Source organism: Microcystis sp. LE19-84.1B, from assembly GCF_027531875.1.
Taxonomy (GTDB): Bacteria; Cyanobacteriota; Cyanobacteriia; order Cyanobacteriales; family Microcystaceae; genus Microcystis; species Microcystis panniformis.
The window spans coordinates 1-23,190 of record NZ_JAPZSR010000445.1; the positions used below are offsets into that span (position 1 = coordinate 1).

The following is a 23,190-nucleotide window of genomic DNA, read 5'->3' on the forward strand; positions in this document are numbered from 1 at the left end:
ACTAAATATAATCGTTCCGTCACAAGTTTTTCCAGTGCTTTCATTTGATAAAACTCCTATACCAGTTATCAGTTATCAGTTATCAGTTATCAGTTATCAGTTATCAGTTATCAGTTATCAGTTATCAGTTATCAGTTATCAGTTATCAGTTATCAGTTATCAGTTATCAGTTATCAGTTATCAGTTATCAGTGTTAATCAACTTAGCCAGCAAAAACCTGATTCTCTAGTTCTCCTGAGAGGGGGAAGTCTGAATACTCTGTCTCAATTTCAATCTATTTGTCACCCCATTAGCTATATTCTCACCCATTTTAAGGCTTTTGGGTCTTTATCGTAACGATAATTAACCCCATCTTTAGCAGTAATGATTTTACCTAAACTGGCACGACTCCGGACGTTACTTAAAGAATAGTCAGTTAGGGACTGCATTTGTTGATGGGACAAACCTTCCGTTATTTCAGAAACTCCTGTAATCTCCCCATTATGCTCAGGTTTAACCTCAGACAAAGGCTCTATTTTTACCGCCGAAAAATTTTCTGATTTTTTTGACATCATTACCAGGTCATTAACTTTTTTGCGCTGATAATCTTCTACAGTTGACAGCTGCCAATGGGAATTTTCTGTTAACTCTAAGACCCATCGATGATAATTAAATAAACTTTCCCGATGACCAACACTAATAAAGGTGGTTTCACTTTCCTGTAATTGCCTATATAAACTGGCTTCATTGGCCAAATCTAAAGCGCTGGTTGCTTCATCTAAGATAGTAAAAGTGGGTTTAGTGATTAATAGTCGAGCAAAAGCTAATCTTTGTTGTTCTCCGAGGGATAAAATCTGTTCCCAATTGACTTCTTTATCTAAGCTATTTTTGTCGGTTAATAAATGTTGAAGATTGACTTTTTTTAAGATATTTTCTAAATCTTCATCGCTCAGCTGCTCATTGGTATGGGGATAAAGTAATTGCTGGCGTAAACTGCCAAGAATAATATAAGGACGTTGGGGTAAAAATAACATTTTAGCTAAAGAAGGACGTACTAAACGACCACTACCCGCTTTCCATAAACCGGCGATTGCTCGTAACAAGGAACTTTTTCCTCTACCACTGGGCCCAATAATCAGTAGGCTTTCTCCCAAAGGGACAGAAACCGATAAATTCTCCACAATTACCTTTTCATAATCGGGAGTTTGTAGGGTAAGATTCTCAAAAGCTATACGCTCATCTTCCAGGGTGGTAATACGACTTAAGTTTTGCGGCTCTTCACTGGCAACTTTTAAGGCATCTGTCAAGGTAGCTAACCGTTCAATATAACTGGAAACTTTACCCGATGTTCCCCATTCAGTAATTAATTGTCCCAAGGCATTAGAAAAAAGAAAACAACATAAACTAGCTTGACTAATTTCTCCATAATCGATTTCGTTTTGAATAAACATCGGGGTCAAAATAAACATTGAAAATACACTAATCGCTGACTGATAACCTCGATTAAAAAGATTATTAAACCGTTCCCAATTGATCAGTTTTTCCGAGCTTTCAATAACCCGTTGAAAACGACCTTCAATGATTTTTTCTTCCTGCTCTTCTCCCTGAAAAAAAGCAATTGATTCGGCGTGGTTACGCACATGGGTTAAAGCATAACTATAATCCGCCTTATCATTAAGCTCCGATTGATTAATTTTGTTTAATTCTTGAGTTAGATAAATTGCTATGAAATTTCCTGCGATCGTATAAATTATTAGATAAACCGCAATTTGTGGGGAAATTGTCCAAAGAATAATCGCAAAAGTAATCATTTGTAACCCTTTTTCCACGAAGGTAATTAAAAACCTCATGGTCATGGTCGTAATTGGTTCAATTTCTTGAGATAATCTTTGATCGGGATTTTTTAAGTTCGAGGTAAAATCGATGTTATAGTAAGCGCGATCATTGAGATATTTTTTAACGGTTTGTTTCGTTAACCACTTATACCAATCCAATGCCACTCGACGACGAATAAATTGAGAAAAAGCAAATAACCCCGTTGTTCCTATAATCAACAAACTGGATAACCAAAGCGTATTGAGATATTTAGAAAGGTCTCTATCCTCAATAATAATATCGAGTACATAACGATTCCAGTAGCTACTAAAAGCTTCTACCCCGACTGTTGCCAAGATACTTAAGAGGATCAAAGCTGACATTCCCCAAGAAATGATCACATCTCCAAAGGCACGTCCATTTAACTCCGTTGGATACCAATAGGGTTGAGCGACAATTTTTAGGCTTTCCCAAAATTGACCAAATAGTGAAAAGGGATTCTTGGCGGACTGAGCGGACACAACAGGGTTTTCCGTTGCTTGTTTAGTAGTATATTGAGGCATCTAGATCCAATTGGCAGTTCTTTTACTGTTCTCTTGACAACTCGCTATCATATTGTAGCGGCAGAATTACCTCTTGTTGTCTTTTGTTGACATTTTTATCTAGAAGTAGCACTTTAGATACTGATTACTGTTTACTGATCACTAAAAAACCCCATCTCTCAATCTCCGTCATCCTCAAAATGATTAGCTAGTAGGAATTTTTGACTGGTATTCAACTCTTGCCAAAGCTGGTTAATTTTCTCGTAAGCTTCCGTGGAGGTAAGTTTTCCCCCCGTGTGTAAACCAGCGATAAAAGAGACTCTCAGGGCGAATTCCTGCAAATTAGCGTTAAAAACCAAATTTTGTGGCGTGAATAAACCCCTGTAGCTGGTTTTAGGGTAGAGAAAGTTATCTTTAGAATTGAATTTTTCCATTGTCACCAACCCCCCAGTATAGGATACCTACATTATTATATTATTTAACCTTTTGTTAACTTAAGCTTAACCTAAGAATTTGAACTTGTCTCTAGATTCTTCAGAGAGTAGCTGCTGAACTTGATTAGCCGCCGCTATCCCAGAAGCTAAGGCCGTTTCTAGGGAAGAATTTCTCGATAAATCTCCCCCTTGACACCAATCACCACAGGCAACTAGAGGTAAAGGACTATTAACACTTAAACAGGGTACAGCTAAACCCTGACGGACTAAAGCATAACGCCAACGGTGCATCTGAGACCAATCCGGGAGAGGCAAAGAAGCACAAGCGAGCAAATCTAGCTTAACTGCTTCTAAATCCTCGCTATCGAGATATTTAACCGCAAAATCTCCACTACTATGCACAACAAAGACATAATCAGGGGATGATTGCCGTTTACTGCTATCAAGTCCTAACCAAGCGATAGCGGTGGAGGGAGTAACTGCGGGTAAAGAATCGCCATAACCTGCCATTACCGTTAAACAGGGATCGTAAACGATCGATCGCAATTCTGGCATAGTAGTTATATGAGAGTTTTCTAACAATAACGCCGCTTGCGGAGCGGGAATAGCTAGGACAATCACGGAAAACTCCCCTCGAATTTGACCGTTATTGTTTAAAACCCATTTTTCCTGACGATTTTCCAGACGAGTAACCAGAAAATCTCGTTCAATTTCTAAACCTTGAGCTAAAAATTTCGCCACGCTATTGATGCCAGAAGGAGCAACATAGCTAGAATCAAACCAAGAAGTAACTATATTCTCTCTCAGGAGATTATCAATTAAAGCCGCCGTTTTTTCGCCCTGAACAGTCAAAAAAGGCAAGCCATGATCCACAGCCATCTCTTGATTAGCTCGATTAACCCGTCGCGTGGCTAAACGACCACCAATGCCTCTAGACTTATCAAATAGCTTAACAGTATAACCTCGATCGCACAACTGACGAGCGCAGGTTAACCCGGCTAAACCCGCACCAATGATCCCAACCTTAATCGAAAAATTTGTCACTAGCCTTCCTAATCCTGTGAACCCTTGAGTTAATATTAGTAGTAATCAGCACTAGCGAAACTGATTTGATTATTGGGGCTGAGGAGGACAAACCACATTGGACGAATTACGCACAGCTTTGGAGTTAGCCACCGAGGAGGAACTACAGCAAATCACTAACATCCTCTTTTGCCGTCGTTTTAACCCTCTCGATTATCTACGAGCGCCGGACGCAATCGCCGTTCAAAGTCAAGATTGGGACAGTTGGTTAGATAGCGTCGAGGATCGTTTTCGTTATTTGGCTGCCGATGGTGTGACAGTATTAAAAGGTCAAACCGAAAAAGTTAGTTATCGTCAAATTCTCGTCCGTGTCTGTCATTTCCTCAAGGTTCCCTACTCCCAAAAAATGCCGACAACGGAAATTGAAGCGGAAATCTATCTTCACCTCGTTAACAAAGCTTGGAAACGTCTCCCCCCATCGGAACAAAAATCCCTCTCGATTCAAATTCAAAAGGCGCTCGCGGATTCCCACACTCCCCAACCCTTACCCGTTCACCTACAACACAATCCCCTTGATATAGTCCTCAAAGGCAGTAGCGTCATCGCCATTAATTCTATCCTGAAACCGATTCTGCTCAAACATATCGCCGGGCAGTTCGCTCTTCATTTTGTCCGCTATCAAGGGGCAAAAACTGCCCTAGTCCAGGGTGGGACAATTGTTAATCAAATCGCCCTACAAACGGCTAAACAGGGCATGACTAGGGCGGCAGCCCGCTACGGAGCGGTCAGAACCGTGTTAAGTTTGGTAGGACCGGCTTTATGGGGTTGGTTTATTGCTGATCTCGGTTGGAAAGCGATCGCCACTGATTACGGCCGGATTATCCCGACTATTTTTGCCCTTGCCCAAATTCGTCTGACTCGTGAGGATTGTTGGCAACCTGCGTAGCATGAAAAAGATTTTTTGTCAAGGGTGGGAGTGGAATTTAATACTTTTTTCAGTTTTTATCGCCATGATGCTGCCGGAGTTGGCGGGTATCGGCATTATTATCGTGTTAATTAGGGTTTTTACCGGCAATTTTCGGGCAATTATCCAGTCACGTCTCAATCAAGGTCTCGGTATCGTCACACTTTGGTTAATGATTAGTGCCAGTCTTTCCCCAACTCCGGGGGATGCTTGGATTGGTTTAGGAAATTTCCTACCTTTTTTCTTCTTTTTTAGCAATATCAGACAATTAATTAAAAAACCCTCTCAATTGCGTCAACTAGCTTGGGTGATGGTTATTCCGTCGGTTTGGGTAGTGGTGATGGGATGGGGACAAATTTTTCTCGGTTGGCAAAAACCGGAAGCATTAAAAGGGATTTTTACCTGGCCCTACGGAGCGGGGGGCGAACCTTTGGGGCGGATGTCTTCGGTTTTTATGTATGCTAATCTTTTAGGGGCTTATTTACTCATAACTCTGATTTTAGCGATCGGTTTATTAATTCTAACTTGGCGGCAGTGGCACAGACAAAGAAATAAGCTTTTAAATCTCAAAGTCGGGTTTTTAACTTTAACTATATTTATCGACAGTGTAGGGCTATTTTTAAGCAATTCTCGCAATGCTTGGGCCTTAGCCTTTTTAGGTTGCCTAATTTTCGCCCTTTATCTGGGTTGGAATGCCTTAGTCGCTGGTTTTGTCCTCTTGGGGGGGGTGATTTCTCTTGCTTCTTGGGGACCAAATCCTTTCAGGGATAGTCTGCGTTTTTTGGTTCCTAGGGCGATTTGGGCGCGATTATCCGATGAAATGTTCCCCAATCGTCCTATAGCGACTCTCAGATCAACTCAATGGCGTTTTACTCTAGAAATGACCCAAGAAAGACCCCTATTCGGTTGGGGATTACGCAGTTTTACACCGCTCTACGAAAAAAGTCAGGGATTGTGGTTAGGTCATCCCCATAATTTATATTTGATGTTAATGGCAGAAACGGGAATTATTGGCTTAATTTTATTGTCTGTTTGGGTGGGTTGGATTTATGCCCAAGGGTGGCGTTTATTTATCTTTCTACGGCAACAAAAAGCCGGGGGTGAGTTAATTATCTTTACCTATCTGGTGGCCTTTGGTGCTTGCATTTTATTTAATCTCGTCGATGTCACCCTCTCCGATGTCAAGATTAATACTATTGTTTGGCTTCTCTTGGCTGCCATTGCCGGAGTGAGTCAAAGGTTAAATTATTAATTATGAATTGGGGAAGTGGGTAATTGGGGAAGTGGGGAGACGGGGAGCTTTTTCCAGTTAACTGATGACTGATAACTGATAACTGACGACTGGCTCCCCAAAAAGAAAACTTCGCACCTCACCATTAAGATAACTGCTAAGTAGGTAGGCGTTAAAAATTATCAGATGCCCCCCTTATTAAGGGGGAATTAAGGGGGGATCGGCACCCCCCTTATCAAGGGGGGTAGGGGGGATCGAACCTAAAATCCATTTTTAATTTAATTAAAACCAGCTACTTATAAATAGACTTTTAATAACCAAAGAAAGAAAGGAATAGTCAGAAAACTAGCAAGGGTAGTGACCACAACTGTGCGGGCCATTAAAGCGGCCGAACCACCGAATTCTGTGACTAAAATGACAGTATTAACGGCAGTGGGCATGGCACTTTGTAGGATAAGAATTTTTAGATCCATACCAGTTAATCCTAAACTATTGCCGATCGCAAATGCCAAAAGAGGAGCGACTAAAAGACGCAAACAGGCCCCTAATAATTCTAATTTACCGATCGCTAATTTTTGCTGAGATAATTGGATACCTAGGATAATTAAAGCCAAAGGAATTGCCGCTTGTCCTAGATAGCTAATACTTTTATCTAATTGCAGGGGAAGATGAAAAGAGAAAGTTTGAAAGCTAATGCCGATAAAAATTGACCAGATTAAGGGCAATTGAAAAACTAGGCGAAATCCTGAAAGAAAGCTTTTTCCTCGCAAATAAGCGGGACTAATACCAAATAACAGAATACTAGAGCCAATCATATAGATTATCGCTCTTTCCAGTCCAGCCGCACCCAGGGCAAAACTAGCCACAGGTAAACCCATATTACCGTTATTAGGCATCACGGCGGCAGCCATGAGGCTTTTGCGGGTATCAGCATCGAGACTGAGACAATAGGCGATAATTTCGACGACAATCGCCATTACCAGTGAAATAAGGGCAAAGCCTAGGAGAATTAAACCGATATTGCTGCCAGATAAAGTGGTGCGATAGAGTCCATCAATCACCAAAGCGGGAGCAAGAATATACACCGTGATTTGGGAAAGGGAATGCACTTCAACAGTGAGAACTTTTCCTGCTATCACACCGATGAGGATGATAAAACCCACTGGAATAATAGCGGAGAGGATGACAAGCATTAATCAGGTAAAAAGTAAATAGTACATAGAAAAAAACTGATCTGATTTTTTAACGGATTTCTGTTATGTCTTCATATAAAGATTCGATCGCACAGTGAAAATCGATACTAGCTAGATAAATATCTGCTCCTTTGCTATATGGATAAAGAACCCAGAATCCTTCATCATTGCGACGAAAACAATCTACACTGATGCGTTCTTGACTGATAAGAAGGTATTCTTCTAAAGTTTCAAGGGAACGATAGTCGGCAAATTTATCGCCCCAGTCAAAGGCAGCAGTAGTGGGGGATAATACTTCTACAACCAAGCGCGGATAACGGATAAAATCTTCTGAGAAAGACTGATGATCTCGCGAGTCGCAAGTAACTACAAGATCGGGATAAAAATAACTATTAGCTATTTCTAGACGAACTTTCATAGCTGTGGCATAGACAAGACAACCACTACCCCGCAGCCGGTTTTTTAAAAGCGTGGCTAAGTTGATAATAATCATACCGTGGGCTTTACTTGCACCGTCCATGGCGTAGGTTTGACCGCGAATGTATTCGTGTTTATCTTTAGCTATTCTCTCCGTTGCTAAATAATCTTCCGGGGAAAGATAGTTATAGTCAAAGTTAGTAATCATTTGGTTAAATCACTTTTATTGTCTCTAAAATCAATTCTAACTCTCGATCGAGGAGCGGTACATTTTCAAAAATTGTCTGACAAACACCTGCAAATTTTGCTGGTTGCTCGGCAAATTGTTGAGCTAATTGACCGGCTCGGACAATATCTAGTAAAAAAGCCTTATCCCGCCACATAAATCACTTGCGCTGTCTCTAAAATCTCTCGTTGACGAATCCAATTATGACTCTGCTCGATCGATTTTTTCGTTAGCAAATCAACTTTCCGTCCCAATAAATTCTCTAATTCCCGTTTCATCCTCGAAAACTCCAGAAGTCCCCAAGAAACACTATCTTGGAAACTGACCAGTATATCAATGTCGCTGTCTGGACGAAAATCTTCCCGCAAAACCGATCCGAATAAACACATTTCAGATATCTGCCATTTCTGACAAAATTCGCTGATTATTTGCTGGGGTAGTTCTATTTTCAATTTTTTCACCTCCCTGTCACCAGTAATCAGCGATCGGTTTTCAGATTTAAGGGGAATTATCGCTAACGACACGAAAACCAATATCATAGAGTCCAGCAGTAGCCAGAAATTTGACCCGGTAGGCCGAGCGACATTTGTTCGGGCCATCATTCCAGGAACCGCCGCGTAAAACTCGTCTGTCCCTATCTTCTATTGTGGCTGCTTCGTAGTTATCGCGCCAGTAATCTGCACACCATTCCCTGACATTTCCGTGCAAATCGTAGAGTCCGAAAGGGTTAGCGACGGCAAACATTCCCACCGGTGTGGTTTCCCTGCGATCGCATCCTAAGCGACCTTCCCCATAACGACCAGAACTGCACACTTTCCCGCCATAATCCCAGTCCACCCCGGAATAGTTGGCTAAATCAGTGGAAATTGTCGGGCCAAAGTGGAAGGGGGTTGATGTACCTCCCCGACAAGCGTATTCCCATTCTTTTTCTGCGGGTAAACGATAATTCAGTCCTGTGAGACGGGATAGGCGATCGCAAAATTCCACCGCTTCCCACCAGTTAATTTGTTCTACGGGGCGATCGTAACCTTCAAAATGGGCCGGATAGGGATTAAGTTCAATATTGACTGGTTCTAATTTTGCCACCTCGCGCCATTGTCGTTGGGTAATTGGGTAGCGACTCAGGCAAAAAGTCTGAATATTAACCAGAGATTGGGGACTTTGACTCAATTTCCAGCCTAACTCGCTTTTGGGCGCACCGATGAGGTGTTGACCGCTAGGGATAGAAATCATTTCTAAAAAGGTTTTTTTGCTTAAAAAATATTTATAACCTCGATTAGTGACTTTTTCCCGTTTAATTTCCTCGCCTTTGCCATTAACAGTGACCACCTCATCGGTAAAATCTAACCATTCTCCCATTCTGCACCCCTCTATCGGTTATCGGTTGATCGGGTTAAGCTGCGAGTCTAGAAAAATCTCGCAACCCACCAGTTACAAGAATAACAAGACTTCGATCGCTTATCCCCCGATGAGTTTTAATTTTAATTAATTTTTTGCTTTGACAGCAAATCGGTTTTTAACAGATGGATTGTTTCCCCCTACTTTCCACCTTCCCGCTCCCCATATTAATTGCTGGAGTGATTAACAGCTTCCGGGACAATCTCTAATTCTTGTTCACCAATTACAGGTAAATGATTTTTCTGTAAACCCATAGCAGTTAAACAAGTATTGAGAGAGTTGATCGCTTGGTTATAATTCTCAATTTTTTGGTTAATTTCTTCCTGTTTGTGGGCATTATTAGCAATTTTTTCCGCCGCTTCCTGTTCTAAGGTTTGTTCTAGATAAGAACGAGCTTGATTGAACTGTTGTAGAATAGTATCGGCTTGTTTTTTTGCCATTGGTATCAATTGATTTTTTAGAGTATTATTAATAGTTTGACGGAAGTTTTTCTGAATTGTCGCTGATACCTTTGGCTCAAAATCTAACTTAAGTAATTGACGGATAGCAGGTTCAGCATCAAGAATACTTTCACAGTCATAACCTTGGGCAGTTTGTTGGACAGTTTGCCGAAATTGAAAGATAGAAAAAGTGCCTTCGTTGTAAAAATTGTGATTTTCTCTTACATAGCGATCGCACTCTGTTCTCGCTTCGGAAACTAAGGCATGAATTAACTGCTCTTCTAGCTGTTTTAGCTGATTTTCTATGCCACTATCGTTACCCAATAAACGATAAATTTGCCGATAATAATCACCTTGCCTTACCGCATCTAAAAGACGCTGACAAAAGCGACTAACTAAACTGGTTGACTCCTCAATTAACACATCTTCTAGCTGGTTAGACAGATAATAAAAAGCTTCTACTAATACTGCTAATAAAGGTGCTGTAGCATTGCGGGGATGGGTTAAAGTCGCTTGCGAGTAAGCATTTTTAACAGAAAAAGTATTTAATAACTCATCCAATCTTGATACCATTCTCGCTTTCAGTTTCTTAAAGTCTTCCTCAAAGTTTTCATCGCTATTAACCACGATAGCATTGACATAACCATCGATATGTTTAGTTAATTTCTCTCCCACTTCCTTTAACTCTTGATTGAGGTGATTTAACTCCAGAGCTTTCATCGCCTCAATTTCTCGTGGTTGACTTTCTAAATCACGATAAATCTCTTGATAATGATTTTTGAGAGTAATGCAGAGAGATTGTAAATCATCAGCTAAAGTTGCAAACAATTGCGGACGCTTTTCTTCGGTGAGATAACGAGTAATTGCCGTGCGAAATTCTGCGATACCGCTATCAGCAATTAACTGCTCTAGTAAAGGAGTTCCCCACTCGCTTAAAACTCGGAAATAATTTTTATTGGGAGTTTCATAACCGTGGATGGAAACTTTAAAGGGAGTTGCCAGTAATTTACCAGAGTTGGCACAATAGTTATTAAACTCGCTGACAAATTGCGGTGTTTCTTCTTGTCCTCCTAAATTTTTAACACTTTCGGCAAAGATAGAATCTAAACCATAACGCTCATTAATATTGGTTTGATTTTTCACCTGATACCCATAAAACCCTAACAGTCCGCTGGTTTTGTAGAGGCGGGAAGTATCACGAAATTGCGTTTGGATTAGGTTTTCTAAACGCTGTTTTAGTTGGGCTGCGTACCAGGTTTCATCAATGCGGTTAAAAACATAAAAAACTCGATCGCGAATACCAGCATTAGAGCGAATTTTTTCGAGTAATTCCGTTTCTTCTGTGGCTAATTCTCCCGCAGAAGCAGCCTTTAAAACACAAACCACTGCCGAAGTATCAGGATGCTCTATTTTACGATAGGCTAAGGCGGCATCTTTTTTGACTGGGGCATCAATACCGGGCAAATCTACCAAAACGTTACCATCTTTAAGGAGAGGATGATGACAGTAATATTCTAGACGTTTTAAGACGGCACTATTACTACCACGACGGGCAAAACTAGCGGCTTCTGCTAAATTAGAAAAGTGAAATTGTTCCATGGAATAGGTGGCATTATGCAGCGTATGGATCCGCTCACGATTTTGGGTAAATCCTTCAATTAATAATTTTAAACCCTGAGCTTGTTTAGCTCGCTCGGATTTGCCTTCTCCCCCTTCCTGTTCGATAATTTTTTGACAGTATTGGTTTAACTGACTACAGTATTCCGGGGAATTAATGTTACTGGGATTGGTTAATTGCAGATTTTGACAGACGGTATCGACTAAAGTACGAATTTCTACTTCGCTGAGAAAGGTTAAAACCACTCTTTCCTCATCAGCTTCTGCGTACTCAATATAACATTCCGTACCCGTTGCGTGTCCTTCGGCACTATACAGCAATTCTCGCTCTAAAAGTGCATTGATTAACATTGATTTCCCAGCACTAAAAGCACCGGCGAAAACGATTTCAAATTTGGGAGAAATGGCTTTTTGTAGGGCGATTTCTATCTTGCTGGTATCCTGTTGATTGCGGAGAGAGGATTCGCCTTTTAGTAGTTCAATTATACTGTTAACATTACCAGCCAGATTACTGCATTGGGGTAAAAGTTCAGTCATGGTAAAACCCAGATCTAGAAGAACAGTGCTATTGTTCCCCAGATTATAACAAAATTCACTAACTAGATGTCAGATCTTTGGTCAGCGATTTAAGCAATCAAGGACAAAGTCGTCGTCTTCAATCTAGAATCAGGATTGATTAAGTAGTTGGACAAAAGTAAAGTTAACTGTGGAGTCAGGAGTCAGTAGTCAGTAAGAATCGCGGCAATTTACATTTCTTAAGATAGACAACAGAATTTATGTCCGACTACTTATAATCAATTTAGTACATACCGATTTCCGAGAACCTCCTTAGGTAAAAATTCTCTCCTGACTCCTCCTGAATTCTAGGATAATGATAATTATGTGGACAAATATGGCAATAGATAAATTGAGATTAAAAAAAATTCGGACTATGAAACAGTTAGGATTTTTGTTAGGAACAGTTTTTCTTTTGTGGGGTTGTCATTCTCTCAATGTTATCCAAAATCGTCCCCAACCCTTGCCCCAAGATCAATATATTCAAGTCTATTTTAATTATAATCAGGCCCAGGGTTCAAATTATACCGATCCCTATCGCCAAATTAATCGCCCAGGGGATAATTTAGAACAGGTTATTATTGATAATATCAACTCCGCAAAAAGTTCGATCGATCTAGCAGTGCAAGAGTTACGTTTACCCGCCATCGCTCAAGCTTTAGTTGCTCGTCAGCAGCAGGGAATTAAAGTTAGGGTTATCCTCGAAAATATTTACAATCAACCTATTAATAGTTTAGCCAAAAACCAAGAACAATCAAGCGATCGAGAACAGGAACGTTATCAAAACCTTTTTGATTTAGTTGACATAAATCGAGATGGTAAATTAAGTGCAGAGGAAATCGCCCAAAGAGATGCAATTACTATCCTCAAAAAAGCTGGTATTCCCCTAATTGATGATAGTGCAGATCGCTCAAAAGGTAGTGGTTTAATGCACCATAAATTCATGGTTATTGATAATCACACTACTTTAATCAGTTCGGCTAACTATACCTTAAGTGATATTCATGGAGACTTTTCTAATCCCGAAACCGTCGGGAATGCCAATCACTTATTAGTCATTACTAATCCCCCACTAGCTAGAGTTTTTCAAAGAGAATTTAATCTGATGTGGGGAAGGGAAGATCGTCCTAGATTTGGGTTAGATAAACCCCACAGAAAACCACAAACAATTACTATCGGTAATAGTAGTCTGACGGTCAAATTTTCCCCCGATTCTGCCACTTATCCCTGGGCAATTACTAGCAATGGTCTGATCGGTGAAACTTTAAATAAAGCTAAAAAATCCGTGAATTTAGCCCTGTTTGTCCTGACGGAACAGCCTTTAGCTAATATTCTCGCCCAACGACATCAAAAAGGGACAGAAATTAAAGCTTTAATTGATCCTAGTTTTGCCTTCCGATACTATAGCGAAGGATTAGATTTATTAGGAGTTGCTCTCAGTAATAAATGTCGTTATGAACCAGATAATCAGCCTTGGCAAAACCCAATTAATACCGTAGGAGTTCCCGATCTAGCCCGGGGAGATAAATTACACCATAAATTCGGTTTAATCGATGATAAAATTGTGATTACTGGTTCTCATAATTGGTCAGCAGCTGCTAACCACCAAAACGATGAAGCTTTAGTTATTATCGATAATCCCACCGTTGCCGCTCATTTCGATCGAGAATTTCAATATCTTTACCGTACCGCTAAATTAGGACTGCCGGAAACTCTTAAAAATCGGATCGAACGGGATAGAAAAAACTGCCCCCAATCTGTAACAATTAAAAGCGATCGCTTAATTAATTTAAACACTGCCACAAAAGAGGAACTAGATACTTTACCCGGTATCAGTGGCAAATTAGCCGAAAAAATTATCGCAGCCCGGCAAGAAAAACCCTTTACTTCCCTAGAAGATTTGGATCGAGTATCGGGAATCGGTAAGGGAAAAATTAACAAGCTCAAAGGCAAAGTTAGCTGGTGATGATTGCTTCGTCTGTATTTTTAGCCACAGACAAAAACTAGCAATTTTCCCTTGTTATACTAAATCCGGTTATTAAAAACTGATTATTTATGACCCCTTTTGCCTCTTGCATGAGCAGAAAACGGGTTTCTCCGAGAAACCCGTTTTCTGTGCGTTACTCAACGGATTTAATATTACGGCAAGCTAAGTAGGTAGGTGTTAAAATCGTCAGCCCCCCTTATTAAGGGGGTTCCCCCCGCCTATCGGCACCCCCCTTATCAAGGGGGGCAGGGGGGATCGAACCCAAAATCTATCTTCTATTTAATTATAACCACTTATTTACCCCAGTCCAAAAGGGTTATTTTAACGGTTCGGGAATAGTATCGGAAGGAGCCTCAAACTGTCCGGTAATAACGTATTCTAGACGCAATTTTAGCCAAGTAATAAACTGTTGGTTGAGAGAAACAATTGCCGCTGCTGGTTGGGGAGTTTTCTTTTTAATATCGGCAAAAGCGGGAGTATCTAAAAAAGCTGGATTGGCAATTAACCAAAAATCAATTTCTTGACCTTTTTCTTGATAATTCCTGATTCTTTCCTTCAAAACTTCCTTTTCGATCGCTTCTTCTTCTAAAAACTTTTGACTGGCTACCAAATAATAATAAGTTGTCATCATCTTTCCTTTAATTTTTCACTGTAATTGTTCCCTAGTCGGGAGATTAGCTGATAGCTGATAGCCTTTACAATTGCCCACGCATAGCCAATTTCATTTCCCTAACAGCCCGTTCCAACCCGACTAAAACCGCACGACTGATAATTGTGTGACCAATGTTCAATTCTTCCATATTGGGCAAACAGGCGACGGCATAAACATTCCAATAGGTCAAACCGTGACCGGCATTCACCCGCAAACCCAGAGAGGAAGCGTATTCACAACCTTCTTTAAGAATTGTTAATGCTGCTTGACGATCGCTCTCCTGTTGTGCTTGGGCGTATTGACCGGTGTGGAGTTCAATAAATTTCGCCCCCGTATTAGCGGCCGCTTGAATTTGGGCAATATCGGCATCAATAAACCAACTAACGGGAATATTAGCCGATTGTAGGCGCTCGACAACCCGACAAAAACGGTCAAAATTGCCCAGCATATCGATCCCCCCTTCCGTGGTCACTTCCTCGCGCTTTTCGGGGACAAGGGTGACATAATCGGGTTTAATATCGAGAGCAATGGCGATCATTTCCTCCGTCGGGGCCATTTCCAGATTCAGATGAGTCCGCACCGTTTGCCGGAGAATCCGCACATCGCGATCCTGGATATGACGACGATCCTCGCGCAAGTGAACGGTAATGCCATCAGCGCCGCCGATTTCAGCCAAAACTGCCGCCGCCACGGGATCCGGTTCCACGGTACGGCGCGCTTGGCGAATTGTGGCCACATGGTCGATATTGACACCCAAAGTCAGCAAAGTTGAACCTCCTTGTTTGTTAGTCCAACTTTCCATCTTACCATTGCGGTCAAAAGCGATTACATACTGGGGATATTTAAACCACTGGTCAGTTCTTCCATTTTGGCGCGCATGGTTTCCGTGGAGGCACTATAGGCGACTTTCATGGCTTCTAGAATAGACTCGGCCACAATCTCCAGATCTTGGGAGAGGAGAGAAGGGTCGATTTCAATCCCCCGGGGTTCTTGGTTGCCACTGAGATAGACTGTCACCAAGCCATTTTCACTCTGGCCGGGAATTTCCATAGTTTCCAGTTCTTCTTGCAGAACTTTGGCCCCTTGTTGCACCTGTTGCGCTTTTTGGAAAGCGTCTTGTAATTCTTTAATCTTACCGAGACCGAATCCGAATCCTTGTCCTTGTGCCATGGTGTTTTTTTTGTTTAAGGGGTCATTCAAGGTTTTTATTGTACTGCTTAAGGTGAACCGGGTCAACTTTTTGCCCTCACAGGGCAAAAAGTGATTAATAGACCTCCGGCAAAAGTAAGTTATCGAGGAGCTATCGGGTCAAAATATCTAAAAGCTCCGATAAATTGGACATAATCTCAGGTTTTATGGATAGGATAGTTGTCTATTGTCTTTTTTCTCCTCCTGTCTCGGAGTCTCCTGTCTCCTTACCTAAGGTCAGATTTTTGATTTTTGCAGGAGAGCTAATGACAACGATGACTTTCTGACTAAGTTAAGGTTTGCGGGAACTTGTTCTCTCTTAATCCGTCACGGGATGGTCAGAAAGAGAAATCCGCAAAATTATCCCAACCACTGAGTCGATTACCTCACGCCATAATACAATTGTTGCTTTGACGAGGAGAATAGCAATTTTGAACGCCAAAAAAACGGGAATTTTCTTGACAATTGCCCTAAGTTGTGCTTTAGCAGGGAAAGCGGCGATCGCTAATACTTCCCCTTTGGAGGGGACTCGATGGAAACTAAGGGGGTGGACAGCCGGAAGTTTGGTGAAAGAAACGGAAATTACTGCCGCTTTCCAGAAAAATATCCTCAGTGGTTCGGCCGGATGCAACCAGTATAATACTGGCTATCAAGTCAATAATGACACGCTTCAGATCAATCAAGCGATCGCTACTACGAAAAAAGCTTGTCCGGAACCGGAGATGAAACAAGAAAATCAATATCTTGCTGCCTTGCAAGGAGTGGAACAATTCCAAGTGACAGCTAAAGGCGATTTACAGTTATTTTATCGTACTCCCGAAGGTTTAGGAATCCTCACTTTTACCCCCGCACCGACCACCACGCGCACGGAAAAGACAATTTATATCAATTCTAGGAAACAACCCTGTAGCCAAGGACCAACCAAAGACTGTTTACAGATACGAGAAAAACCAGAGGAAAACTGGAGATTGTTCCCTAATAGTATCGAGGGATTTGATTATAAACCAGGATTTTTCTATCAAATTAAAGTTAGCGTTGAAACCGTGTCCAATCCAGCTAATAATCAAAGTTCGGAAACATGGAAGCTATTAGAAGTTATTAGCCAAACCCCTGAAAAAGAGACTCCGCGAGCTTGGTTTGATCGACCGTTAACTAATTGGAATAAAGCCAAGGCACCTATACCCAAATCTCCCGTTAAAACCGTGATCGATAACCAGTGTCGTGAACAGGTTCGTCCGGCAATTACTGCCAATGATCAAGCGCTTAATAAAGCAGGATGGTTACTGTACGGATCCGTGCAAACCTATGGTAAAACTAGCGTTATTTCGGCCATGAGTGGAGTGGATGGAATGTGCCGACCAATGGGTTATCAAGACTTTGTTTTTGTCGATGGTAAATTCGCTGGCACTCTTTCCCCGCGACCGATGGATTCCCGCACTGATGGTGCATCTCAGAGAATTGTTTTACAAAATAGCGATCGAATTATTGTGGTTTTTAATCGCTATAAAGATACGGATCCTCTCTGTTGTCCTTCCCAATTAAGTCGCGTTATTTATCAAATTGAAACAGTCAGCGGAGTGCCAGTTGTTGTTCCCAAAGAAGCAGAAACAGAAGCAGTGAGAAACTAATTCAGTTATCAGTTATCAGCTATCAGTTATCAGTTATCAGTGAGATAGGGAAAAAAAGACTGGCAGCTAATAGCTTCTTTATTATATCTCCCGCAAAAGTGAGTTTTTAATCGCATTTTCCAGAAAAAGATCGCTTTTCTAGCAGTAGAAAATAATCTATTTCTTTCTGCTTCTCCTGACTCGGAGAATACTGGCTCGGGGACTCCTCACTTAACGGAAGATTTTTGATTTATGCAGCAGGTTTATTGATTAGGCACTGATACTAGATAAGTAGTTATAGAATTCTAATAACTCCTCATTAGTTAGCAGTAAACGGGACTTTTTGCCATAGGTAGAAATCAGGTATTCCCGACCTTTTTCTGTGGTCCAAGCTAATCGTTTCATCTCCACATCAATTTTAGTTTTAAGCACTGAATAATCGATTTCTTCGGGAATAACAACAACTGGTTCCGGTGCCGGGGGTTCTTCTTCAGTTAAACTCGCTTCTTCTGGCAATTCTGATAATAAGGAGTAATTATCGGGTTCCATTTCTAATAATAAAGGCTCTGGTTCCGGTAAAGGAATATCCTTAACTTGGGGTAATTCCGGTTCAATTTTAGCTTCAGGACGAGGTATTTCGGTGACTTTAGCCGTTTTAGTCGATTTTTTGGCACTAGGGACGGTTTTAGGTAAATCGGACGGTAGAGAAATATTATTGGGGCTGATTTTTTCCACAAGCTGGAGATCGGGGGTGTTTTCAGCCTCTAAAAGCAGTAAAGCTCGTTCTCTGGCTCTATCTTCGGCGATTTCCACCGTATCTGCCGCAGCTAAACCTGTAACGACCGTTTTTCCCTCAATTTCGATGATCGCTCTCACAATATACTTGCCGTGATCGATTTGAACTAACTCGCTAATCAGGGCAACTTGGGGGTAACGTTGGCGTAACTTTTGCAACATGGTGACTTTTTCGAGTTCTTTTGTACTTATAATAAAATACTCTATCGTAATTATGGAAAAATGTAGCAAGTTCTTGCTAGGATCAAAGATTAGATAAAATTTTCAGTTCTAGGATTAGCCTTGCCCATGGTAACAAGATTCTACTAGGCTGAAGCTTCTGCCAGCAAGAAGAGCGATCGCCAAAAAGTTTGCCAGTGTTCGCTATTGGCTTATCCTAAGGAAGGATTCGATAATTCTCAAGGTAGGTTCGGGTGTTCGATGCTTGCTTAGTTTACCTTCACTGTCACCTACAGCGATCGCAATTAGCCCGATAGAGATAATCTCTCGAGTCAATGGTTTAAATCAATCCTCTCATTATATAAGTATTTAAACTTAATTGTCCACCATTCCGTCAGTGTCTTGTAAGTAAGGATTATTGTTAGATGGACTTCTCGATCGCCACACTCCTCTCTCATCTTAGTGATGATAAATTAGCTACGGGTAAACTTCTCGAAAAAAAATTAGGCTGCGAAGACGATCCCGAAAGCTGCGAAAAATTGCAAGTGATTCTCGATGCTTTGGAACGTCTGGGAATGGTTGTCAAAGAACGGGGGCGCTATCGTCGTGTGATCGAGGAAAATATCGTAGAAGCAAAGCTGCGCTGTTCCAGTAAAGAATTTTGCTTTGCTATCCAAGATATCGAAGATGCTGATGACATCTACGTCTCGAAAAATCATCTCAGTAACGCTTGGAATGGCGATCGAGTTTTAGTCAAAATCATCCGCGAGGGAACCCGTCGTCGTTCCCCAGAAGGAGAGGTGAGATTAATTCTCGAACGAGCTAATCCTTCGCTTCTAGCGCAAGTAAAACAGGAAAATGAGCAGTTTGTGGCGGTTCCCCTCGATGATCGCCTGAAATTTACGCTTAATCTCCTCGAAAATGGTCAAAATCTCCAAGAAAATATCGATCACCTCGTTCATGTTTCCGTCCTCCGTTATCCCCTAGGGGAAATGCCTCCCATCGGTAAAGTTACTCGCATTCTCGGTTCCACGGCCGAGGCCGCTGCCGACACAGATATCGTCTCCTGTAAACACGATCTACCCCATAATTTTCCGCCAGAAGCCCTTGAAATTGCCGATAATTTAGCAGATTTCTTCGATAGTGGCGAAAAAGAACAACTGCGAGATTTAACTCCACTCTTCACCTTTACCATCGAAGATGACACCCCCCTGGATTATCCCCCAATCATTGAAAATGCCTTTTCTTTAGAGAAAATCAACCAAAATCGCTGGCAAGTCGCCATTCATATCAGCGATGTCACCCGTTACATCGAACGGGGCGGATTATTGGATAAAGTTGCCAAAAAACGGGGAACAGCCGTCTATTTAGGCGAAAAAGTGCTGCCATTAGTCCCGGCTGCCCTTGCCAGTCGTTGTTCCCTGTCACCCCAAGAACAGCGCCCCGCTATTTCTATCCTCGTCACCCTCGATGATAAGGGGGAGCTAGTGGAGTACGAAATCACCCGCAGCCTCATCCAAGTGGATCAACATTTTACCTATCAACAGGTGCGCGATCTGCTCAGTGAAGAAGATAGCGAAGCTGCCCCCACCGATACCGTTGAAACCCTGAAAGATTTATTTTTCAGCGTTTGCCCCACCCTAAAATCCCAACGTCTGCAGCGGGGTAGTTTTGATATTCAATTAGACAAAATCTCTCCCTACAAAGATGAAGGACGGGGGGGGACTGTTCTCGCTTCTAATAATTTACCAGCCCGTTCTTTACTGACAGAAGTGGCGATTTTAGCCGGCAAAGTTGTCGCTGAACATTTACAGGCCTTAAAATTGCCCTGTATCTACTGTGGACAATCGGAACCGGATTGGGATGAATTGGAGGATTTACTCAAATTAGCCAATAATTTAGGGGCAGAATTAAATTTAACTGCCGAGGAGGAGATTAAACCCAATGACTATCAAAATCTCACCCGCACTTTTTCCGCTTCTTCATCGGTGAAAGTCCTCAATTATCTCCTGCAAGAAACTCTCAAATTAGTTAGATATAGCAGCCATCCTCTGCCCCATTTTGGTTTGGCCTATCCTAGCAATTATACCCACTGTCTCTCCCCCCTACAAAGATATGCCGATCTTTGGGTACAACGGGTGTTAAAACTTCTATTAACTGAGGGGAAAGATCGCCGCAGCAAAATCGTCAAAGTCGGGGTTAATTTGGGCAGTAATAGCTGTCATGGACAGATTCATTGGAATATTCTCCCAAGTCAAATTCAGGAGGAGTTAGAAGAAGAAAGCCATCTAATTGTTTCCCATCTCAATGATCGCTCAAAAATTGCTGAAGATGCCGAAAAAGACCTAGAAGGATTGAAAAAAGCCGAGAAAATGAAAGAAAAAATGGGTCAAGTTTTTCGCGGCTTAATTACCGGTGTACAATCCTATGGTTTCTTCGTGGAAATTTCCGATTTATTAGTGGAAGGGTTGGTCCATGTTTCTTCTCTCAAGGATGATTGGTACGAATATCGCGCCCGTCATAGCTGTTTGGTAGGACGAAAAAATCGCGTTGCCTATCGTCTCGGTGATGAGGTAGAAGTGGAGGTAAAAGATGTAGACTATTATCGTCAGCAAATCGATCTAGTTACGGTTAGCGGTGGCAGTTCAGCAAGTTATGACGACTTAGAAGAAGATTAATTATGAATCAACCAACCACCGAAAAAATCGGGAAAACCCGCTTTATTCTGCCCTTTTTATGCGGTATTTTTCTCTTTTTAACTGGCTGTGTCCGTTACGATGTAGGCATTAATTTTCCCCACCAACACCACGGGGAAATTATTCAACATATCACCCTCGGACAACGTTTAACCAGTCTCAGTCAAACCGAAGCCACTAAATGGTTAAATAGTATCGAACAGAGGGCAAAATTACTTAAGGGGAAAACCGCTCATATTTCCGAACGAGAAATAATTGTCACTATTCCCTTTAGTAATAGTCAGGAATTAGAGGAAAAATTCAATCAATTTTTTGATCCTAGTTCTTCCTTTAAAATCACAAATTCCCCTAATAACGATGATATAAAGTTACTGCAACTAGATTCAAAACTGGCAGTGACAGAACAAGATTGGTTCTTTTTGAACCAGAAAAACTTAAAATTAACCGTTGATTTGCGGGCTTTGGGTGTACTTTCCGAACAGGGAAATATTATCATTAGCCCCGGTTCCTTAGTTGATATCGACTTCGCTTTAAAGACTTCCTTCGCTGGTCAAAATATTGAAGATGACTCAGGATTAAATCCCCCAGTAGAACAAGTTGACAATCAGTTAATTTGGCATTTAAAACCGGGAGAAATTAACACCATTACGGCGGCTTTTTGGGTTCCTAACTATTTAGGTATCGGCACAATCGTTATTGTTTTAATAACAGTTTTTGCCTATTACTTGAAATATAAACGCTTGCCCGGTATATCCCCATCGACTTAAATTGAGAGGGCAACTAAGTAGTTAGTGTTAAAAACTGTCAGACACCCCCCTTATCAAGGGGGGATTAAGGGGGGATCCATCTTCAATTTAATTATAAACAGCCACTTATTGACCAAAATTTAATGATCAATAAGAGAAAAATTAGCCAACTCTAAAACTGATCTAAAAATTGGCCAACAATAGGGAAAATTTTGGCTAGGATCAAATCATAGTCATAATTGAGACTAGACGAGTTTCCCTTTTTTTACTTTATTACTGGCAATTACAGTTATGGTTAGCAATATTCCCTTTTCTATCCCCGAACATAGCCTCGATCGAGATTGTACCACCCTCTCCCGTCACGTCCTGCAGCAACTACAAAGCTTTTCCCCCGACGCACAGGATTTAAGCGCAATTATGAGTCGGATTGCCCTAGCGGGGAAATTAATTGCCCGTCGTCTCAGTAAAGCGGGATTAATGGCGGATGTGCTAGGTTTTACTGGAGAAACCAACGTACAAGGGGAATCAGTCAAGAAAATGGACGTTTTTGCCAATGAAGTCTTTATCTCGGTTTTTAAGCAAAGTGGTTTAGTTTGCCGTCTTGCTTCCGAGGAAATGGATAAACCCTATTATATCCCAGAAAACTGTCCCATCGGTCGCTATACCCTACTCTACGACCCGATCGATGGTTCTTCCAATGTGGATATTAACCTAAATGTGGGTTCGATTTTTGCCATCCGTCAACAGGAAGACAATGATTTAGACGGAGAAGCGCGGGATTTACTGCAAAATGGTCGTAAACAAATCGCCGCCGGTTATATTCTCTACGGACCCTCGACTATTTTAGTTTACTCGATCGGTCGTGGTGTTCATGCCTTTGTTCTTGACCCCAGTTTAGGGGAATTTATCCTTGCCCAAGAAAATATTATTATCCCCGACCATGGCCCGATTTATAGTACCAATGAGGGCAATTTTTGGCAGTGGGATGAGGCAATTCGCGACTATACCCGTTATGTCCATCGTCATGATGGTTACACGGCCCGTTACAGTGGGGCATTAGTGGGAGATATCCACCGAATTTTAATGCAGGGTGGTGTTTTTCTCTATCCGGGTACTGTTAAAAATCCCCAGGGAAAATTGCGCTTAATTTATGAAACTGCCCCCCTTGCTTTTTTAATTGAACAGGCAGGAGGTAAAGCTAGTGATGGGGTGACAAATCTTTTAGATATCGTTCCCGATAAATTACACACCCGCACACCTTTAGTGATCGGTAGTATCGAAGATGTTAAATTAGTAGAGTCTTTTATCGCTGATCGCCGTCATCGCGATGGAGTTTAACTTATAGTTTTATTTAGCGATTAAGTAAGTAGTTATAATTAAATTGAAGATAGATTTTGCCTCTGATCCCCCCTGCCCCCCTTGATAAGGGGGGTGCCGATCCCCCCTGCCCCCCTTGATAAGGGGGGTGCCGATCCCCCCTGCCCCCCTTGATAAGGGGGGTGCCGATCCCCCCTGCCCCCCTTGAT

General features: G+C 41.6%; 20 protein-coding genes and 1 pseudogene. 8 read left to right on the plus strand and 13 right to left on the minus strand.

Annotated elements, in window-relative coordinates:
* A pseudogene (locus O9324_RS25105) lies at window positions 1-229 on the plus strand (hypothetical protein); the annotation flags it as partial.
* A 64-nt stretch (window positions 230-293) separates the two neighbouring features.
* On the opposite strand, the gene O9324_RS25110 reads toward O9324_RS25105, so the two are convergent.
* From O9324_RS25110 to O9324_RS25120, 3 genes are all read right to left on the minus strand, one after another.
* Complete coding sequence (locus O9324_RS25110; RefSeq protein ID WP_288141627.1) at window positions 294-2,357, minus strand: ABC transporter ATP-binding protein/permease; 2,064 nt, start codon at window positions 2,355-2,357, stop codon at window positions 294-296.
* A 158-nt stretch (window positions 2,358-2,515) separates the two neighbouring features.
* Window positions 2,516-2,770 (minus strand): DUF7219 family protein, encoded by a 255-nt coding sequence (locus tag O9324_RS25115; RefSeq protein ID WP_002771824.1) that lies wholly within the window; start codon window positions 2,768-2,770, stop codon window positions 2,516-2,518.
* 66 nt (window positions 2,771-2,836) lie between these two features.
* Window positions 2,837-3,814, minus strand: a complete 978-nt coding sequence (locus O9324_RS25120; protein ID WP_288141628.1) for an NAD(P)/FAD-dependent oxidoreductase — start codon at window positions 3,812-3,814, stop codon at window positions 2,837-2,839.
* A 97-nt stretch (window positions 3,815-3,911) separates the two neighbouring features.
* Between O9324_RS25120 and O9324_RS25125 the strand changes: the two genes are divergently transcribed.
* On the plus strand, window positions 3,912-4,739 hold the full coding sequence (locus O9324_RS25125) for a YaaW family protein (RefSeq protein ID WP_002789131.1): 828 nt from the start codon (window positions 3,912-3,914) through the stop codon (window positions 4,737-4,739).
* A gap of 1 nt (window position 4,740) precedes the next feature.
* Window positions 4,741-6,009 carry an O-antigen ligase family protein gene (locus O9324_RS25130; RefSeq protein ID WP_288141629.1) on the plus strand — a complete coding sequence of 423 codons (1,269 nt, stop codon included), beginning with the start codon at window positions 4,741-4,743 and terminating at the stop codon, window positions 6,007-6,009.
* A 275-nt stretch (window positions 6,010-6,284) separates the two neighbouring features.
* On the opposite strand, the gene O9324_RS25135 is transcribed toward O9324_RS25130, so the two are convergent.
* The 6 genes from O9324_RS25135 to O9324_RS25160 all read right to left on the minus strand — a co-directional run bounded on the left by O9324_RS25135 (window position 6,285) and on the right by O9324_RS25160 (window position 11,816).
* Window positions 6,285-7,181, minus strand: a complete 897-nt coding sequence (locus O9324_RS25135) for an AEC family transporter (RefSeq protein WP_002789129.1) — start codon at window positions 7,179-7,181, stop codon at window positions 6,285-6,287.
* A 49-nt stretch (window positions 7,182-7,230) separates the two neighbouring features.
* Window positions 7,231-7,806, minus strand: coding sequence for a Uma2 family endonuclease (locus O9324_RS25140; protein ID WP_288141630.1), 576 nt, complete (start codon window positions 7,804-7,806; stop codon window positions 7,231-7,233).
* 4 nt (window positions 7,807-7,810) lie between these two features.
* Complete coding sequence (locus tag O9324_RS25145) at window positions 7,811-7,981, minus strand: hypothetical protein (RefSeq protein WP_002771831.1); 171 nt, start codon at window positions 7,979-7,981, stop codon at window positions 7,811-7,813.
* Window positions 7,968-8,276, minus strand: coding sequence for a nucleotidyltransferase family protein (locus O9324_RS25150; RefSeq protein ID WP_024970637.1), 309 nt, complete (start codon window positions 8,274-8,276; stop codon window positions 7,968-7,970). Before O9324_RS25150 ends, O9324_RS25145 begins: the two co-directional genes overlap by 14 nt.
* 46 nt (window positions 8,277-8,322) lie before the next feature.
* Window positions 8,323-9,183: a formylglycine-generating enzyme family protein gene (locus O9324_RS25155; RefSeq protein WP_288141631.1), complete on the minus strand. Its 861-nt coding sequence runs from the start codon at window positions 9,181-9,183 to the stop codon at window positions 8,323-8,325.
* 206 nt (window positions 9,184-9,389) lie between these two features.
* Window positions 9,390-11,816 carry a dynamin family protein gene (locus O9324_RS25160; protein WP_288141632.1) on the minus strand — a complete coding sequence of 809 codons (2,427 nt, stop codon included), beginning with the start codon at window positions 11,814-11,816 and terminating at the stop codon, window positions 9,390-9,392.
* Window positions 11,817-12,159: 343 nt separating this feature from the next.
* Between O9324_RS25160 and O9324_RS25165 the strand changes: the two genes are divergently transcribed.
* Complete coding sequence (locus O9324_RS25165; protein WP_288141633.1) at window positions 12,160-13,800, plus strand: phospholipase D-like domain-containing protein; 1,641 nt, start codon at window positions 12,160-12,162, stop codon at window positions 13,798-13,800.
* A 337-nt stretch (window positions 13,801-14,137) separates the two neighbouring features.
* Here O9324_RS25165 and O9324_RS25170 read toward each other — a convergent pair whose 3' ends face one another.
* From O9324_RS25170 to O9324_RS25180, 3 genes are all read right to left on the minus strand, one after another.
* A complete protein-coding gene (locus tag O9324_RS25170; RefSeq protein ID WP_002783106.1) occupies window positions 14,138-14,449 on the minus strand; it encodes an MgPME-cyclase complex family protein in 312 nt (103 codons plus the stop codon).
* 67 nt (window positions 14,450-14,516) lie between these two features.
* The gene (locus O9324_RS25175; RefSeq protein ID WP_288141634.1) at window positions 14,517-15,239 is read right to left on the minus strand and encodes a pyridoxine 5'-phosphate synthase; all 723 of its coding nucleotides are present in this window, start codon (window positions 15,237-15,239) and stop codon (window positions 14,517-14,519) included.
* Between the two features lie 59 nt (window positions 15,240-15,298).
* Window positions 15,299-15,643, minus strand: a complete 345-nt coding sequence (locus O9324_RS25180; RefSeq protein WP_288141635.1) for a YbaB/EbfC family nucleoid-associated protein — start codon at window positions 15,641-15,643, stop codon at window positions 15,299-15,301.
* Between the two features lie 449 nt (window positions 15,644-16,092).
* Between O9324_RS25180 and O9324_RS25185 the strand changes: the two genes are divergently transcribed.
* On the plus strand, window positions 16,093-17,289 hold the full coding sequence (locus O9324_RS25185) for a DUF4377 domain-containing protein (protein WP_288141636.1): 1,197 nt from the start codon (window positions 16,093-16,095) through the stop codon (window positions 17,287-17,289).
* A 249-nt stretch (window positions 17,290-17,538) separates the two neighbouring features.
* Here O9324_RS25185 and O9324_RS25190 read toward each other — a convergent pair whose 3' ends face one another.
* The gene (locus O9324_RS25190) at window positions 17,539-18,225 is read right to left on the minus strand and encodes a slr1353 family protein (protein WP_288141637.1); all 687 of its coding nucleotides are present in this window, start codon (window positions 18,223-18,225) and stop codon (window positions 17,539-17,541) included.
* 422 nt (window positions 18,226-18,647) lie between these two features.
* Here O9324_RS25190 and O9324_RS25195 point away from each other — a divergent pair, with 422 nt between their 5' ends.
* The 3 genes from O9324_RS25195 to fbp all read left to right on the plus strand — a co-directional run bounded on the left by O9324_RS25195 (window position 18,648) and on the right by fbp (window position 23,002).
* Entirely contained in the window at window positions 18,648-20,900 is a 2,253-nt protein-coding gene (locus tag O9324_RS25195) for a ribonuclease R family protein (protein ID WP_002771855.1), read from the plus strand.
* 2 nt (window positions 20,901-20,902) lie between these two features.
* Window positions 20,903-21,685 carry a DUF3153 domain-containing protein gene (locus O9324_RS25200; protein ID WP_288141638.1) on the plus strand — a complete coding sequence of 261 codons (783 nt, stop codon included), beginning with the start codon at window positions 20,903-20,905 and terminating at the stop codon, window positions 21,683-21,685.
* Window positions 21,686-21,955: 270 nt separating this feature from the next.
* The gene (fbp, locus tag O9324_RS25205) at window positions 21,956-23,002 is read left to right on the plus strand and encodes a class 1 fructose-bisphosphatase (RefSeq protein ID WP_288141639.1); all 1,047 of its coding nucleotides are present in this window, start codon (window positions 21,956-21,958) and stop codon (window positions 23,000-23,002) included.
* The last annotated feature ends 188 nt before the right edge of the window (window positions 23,003-23,190 follow it).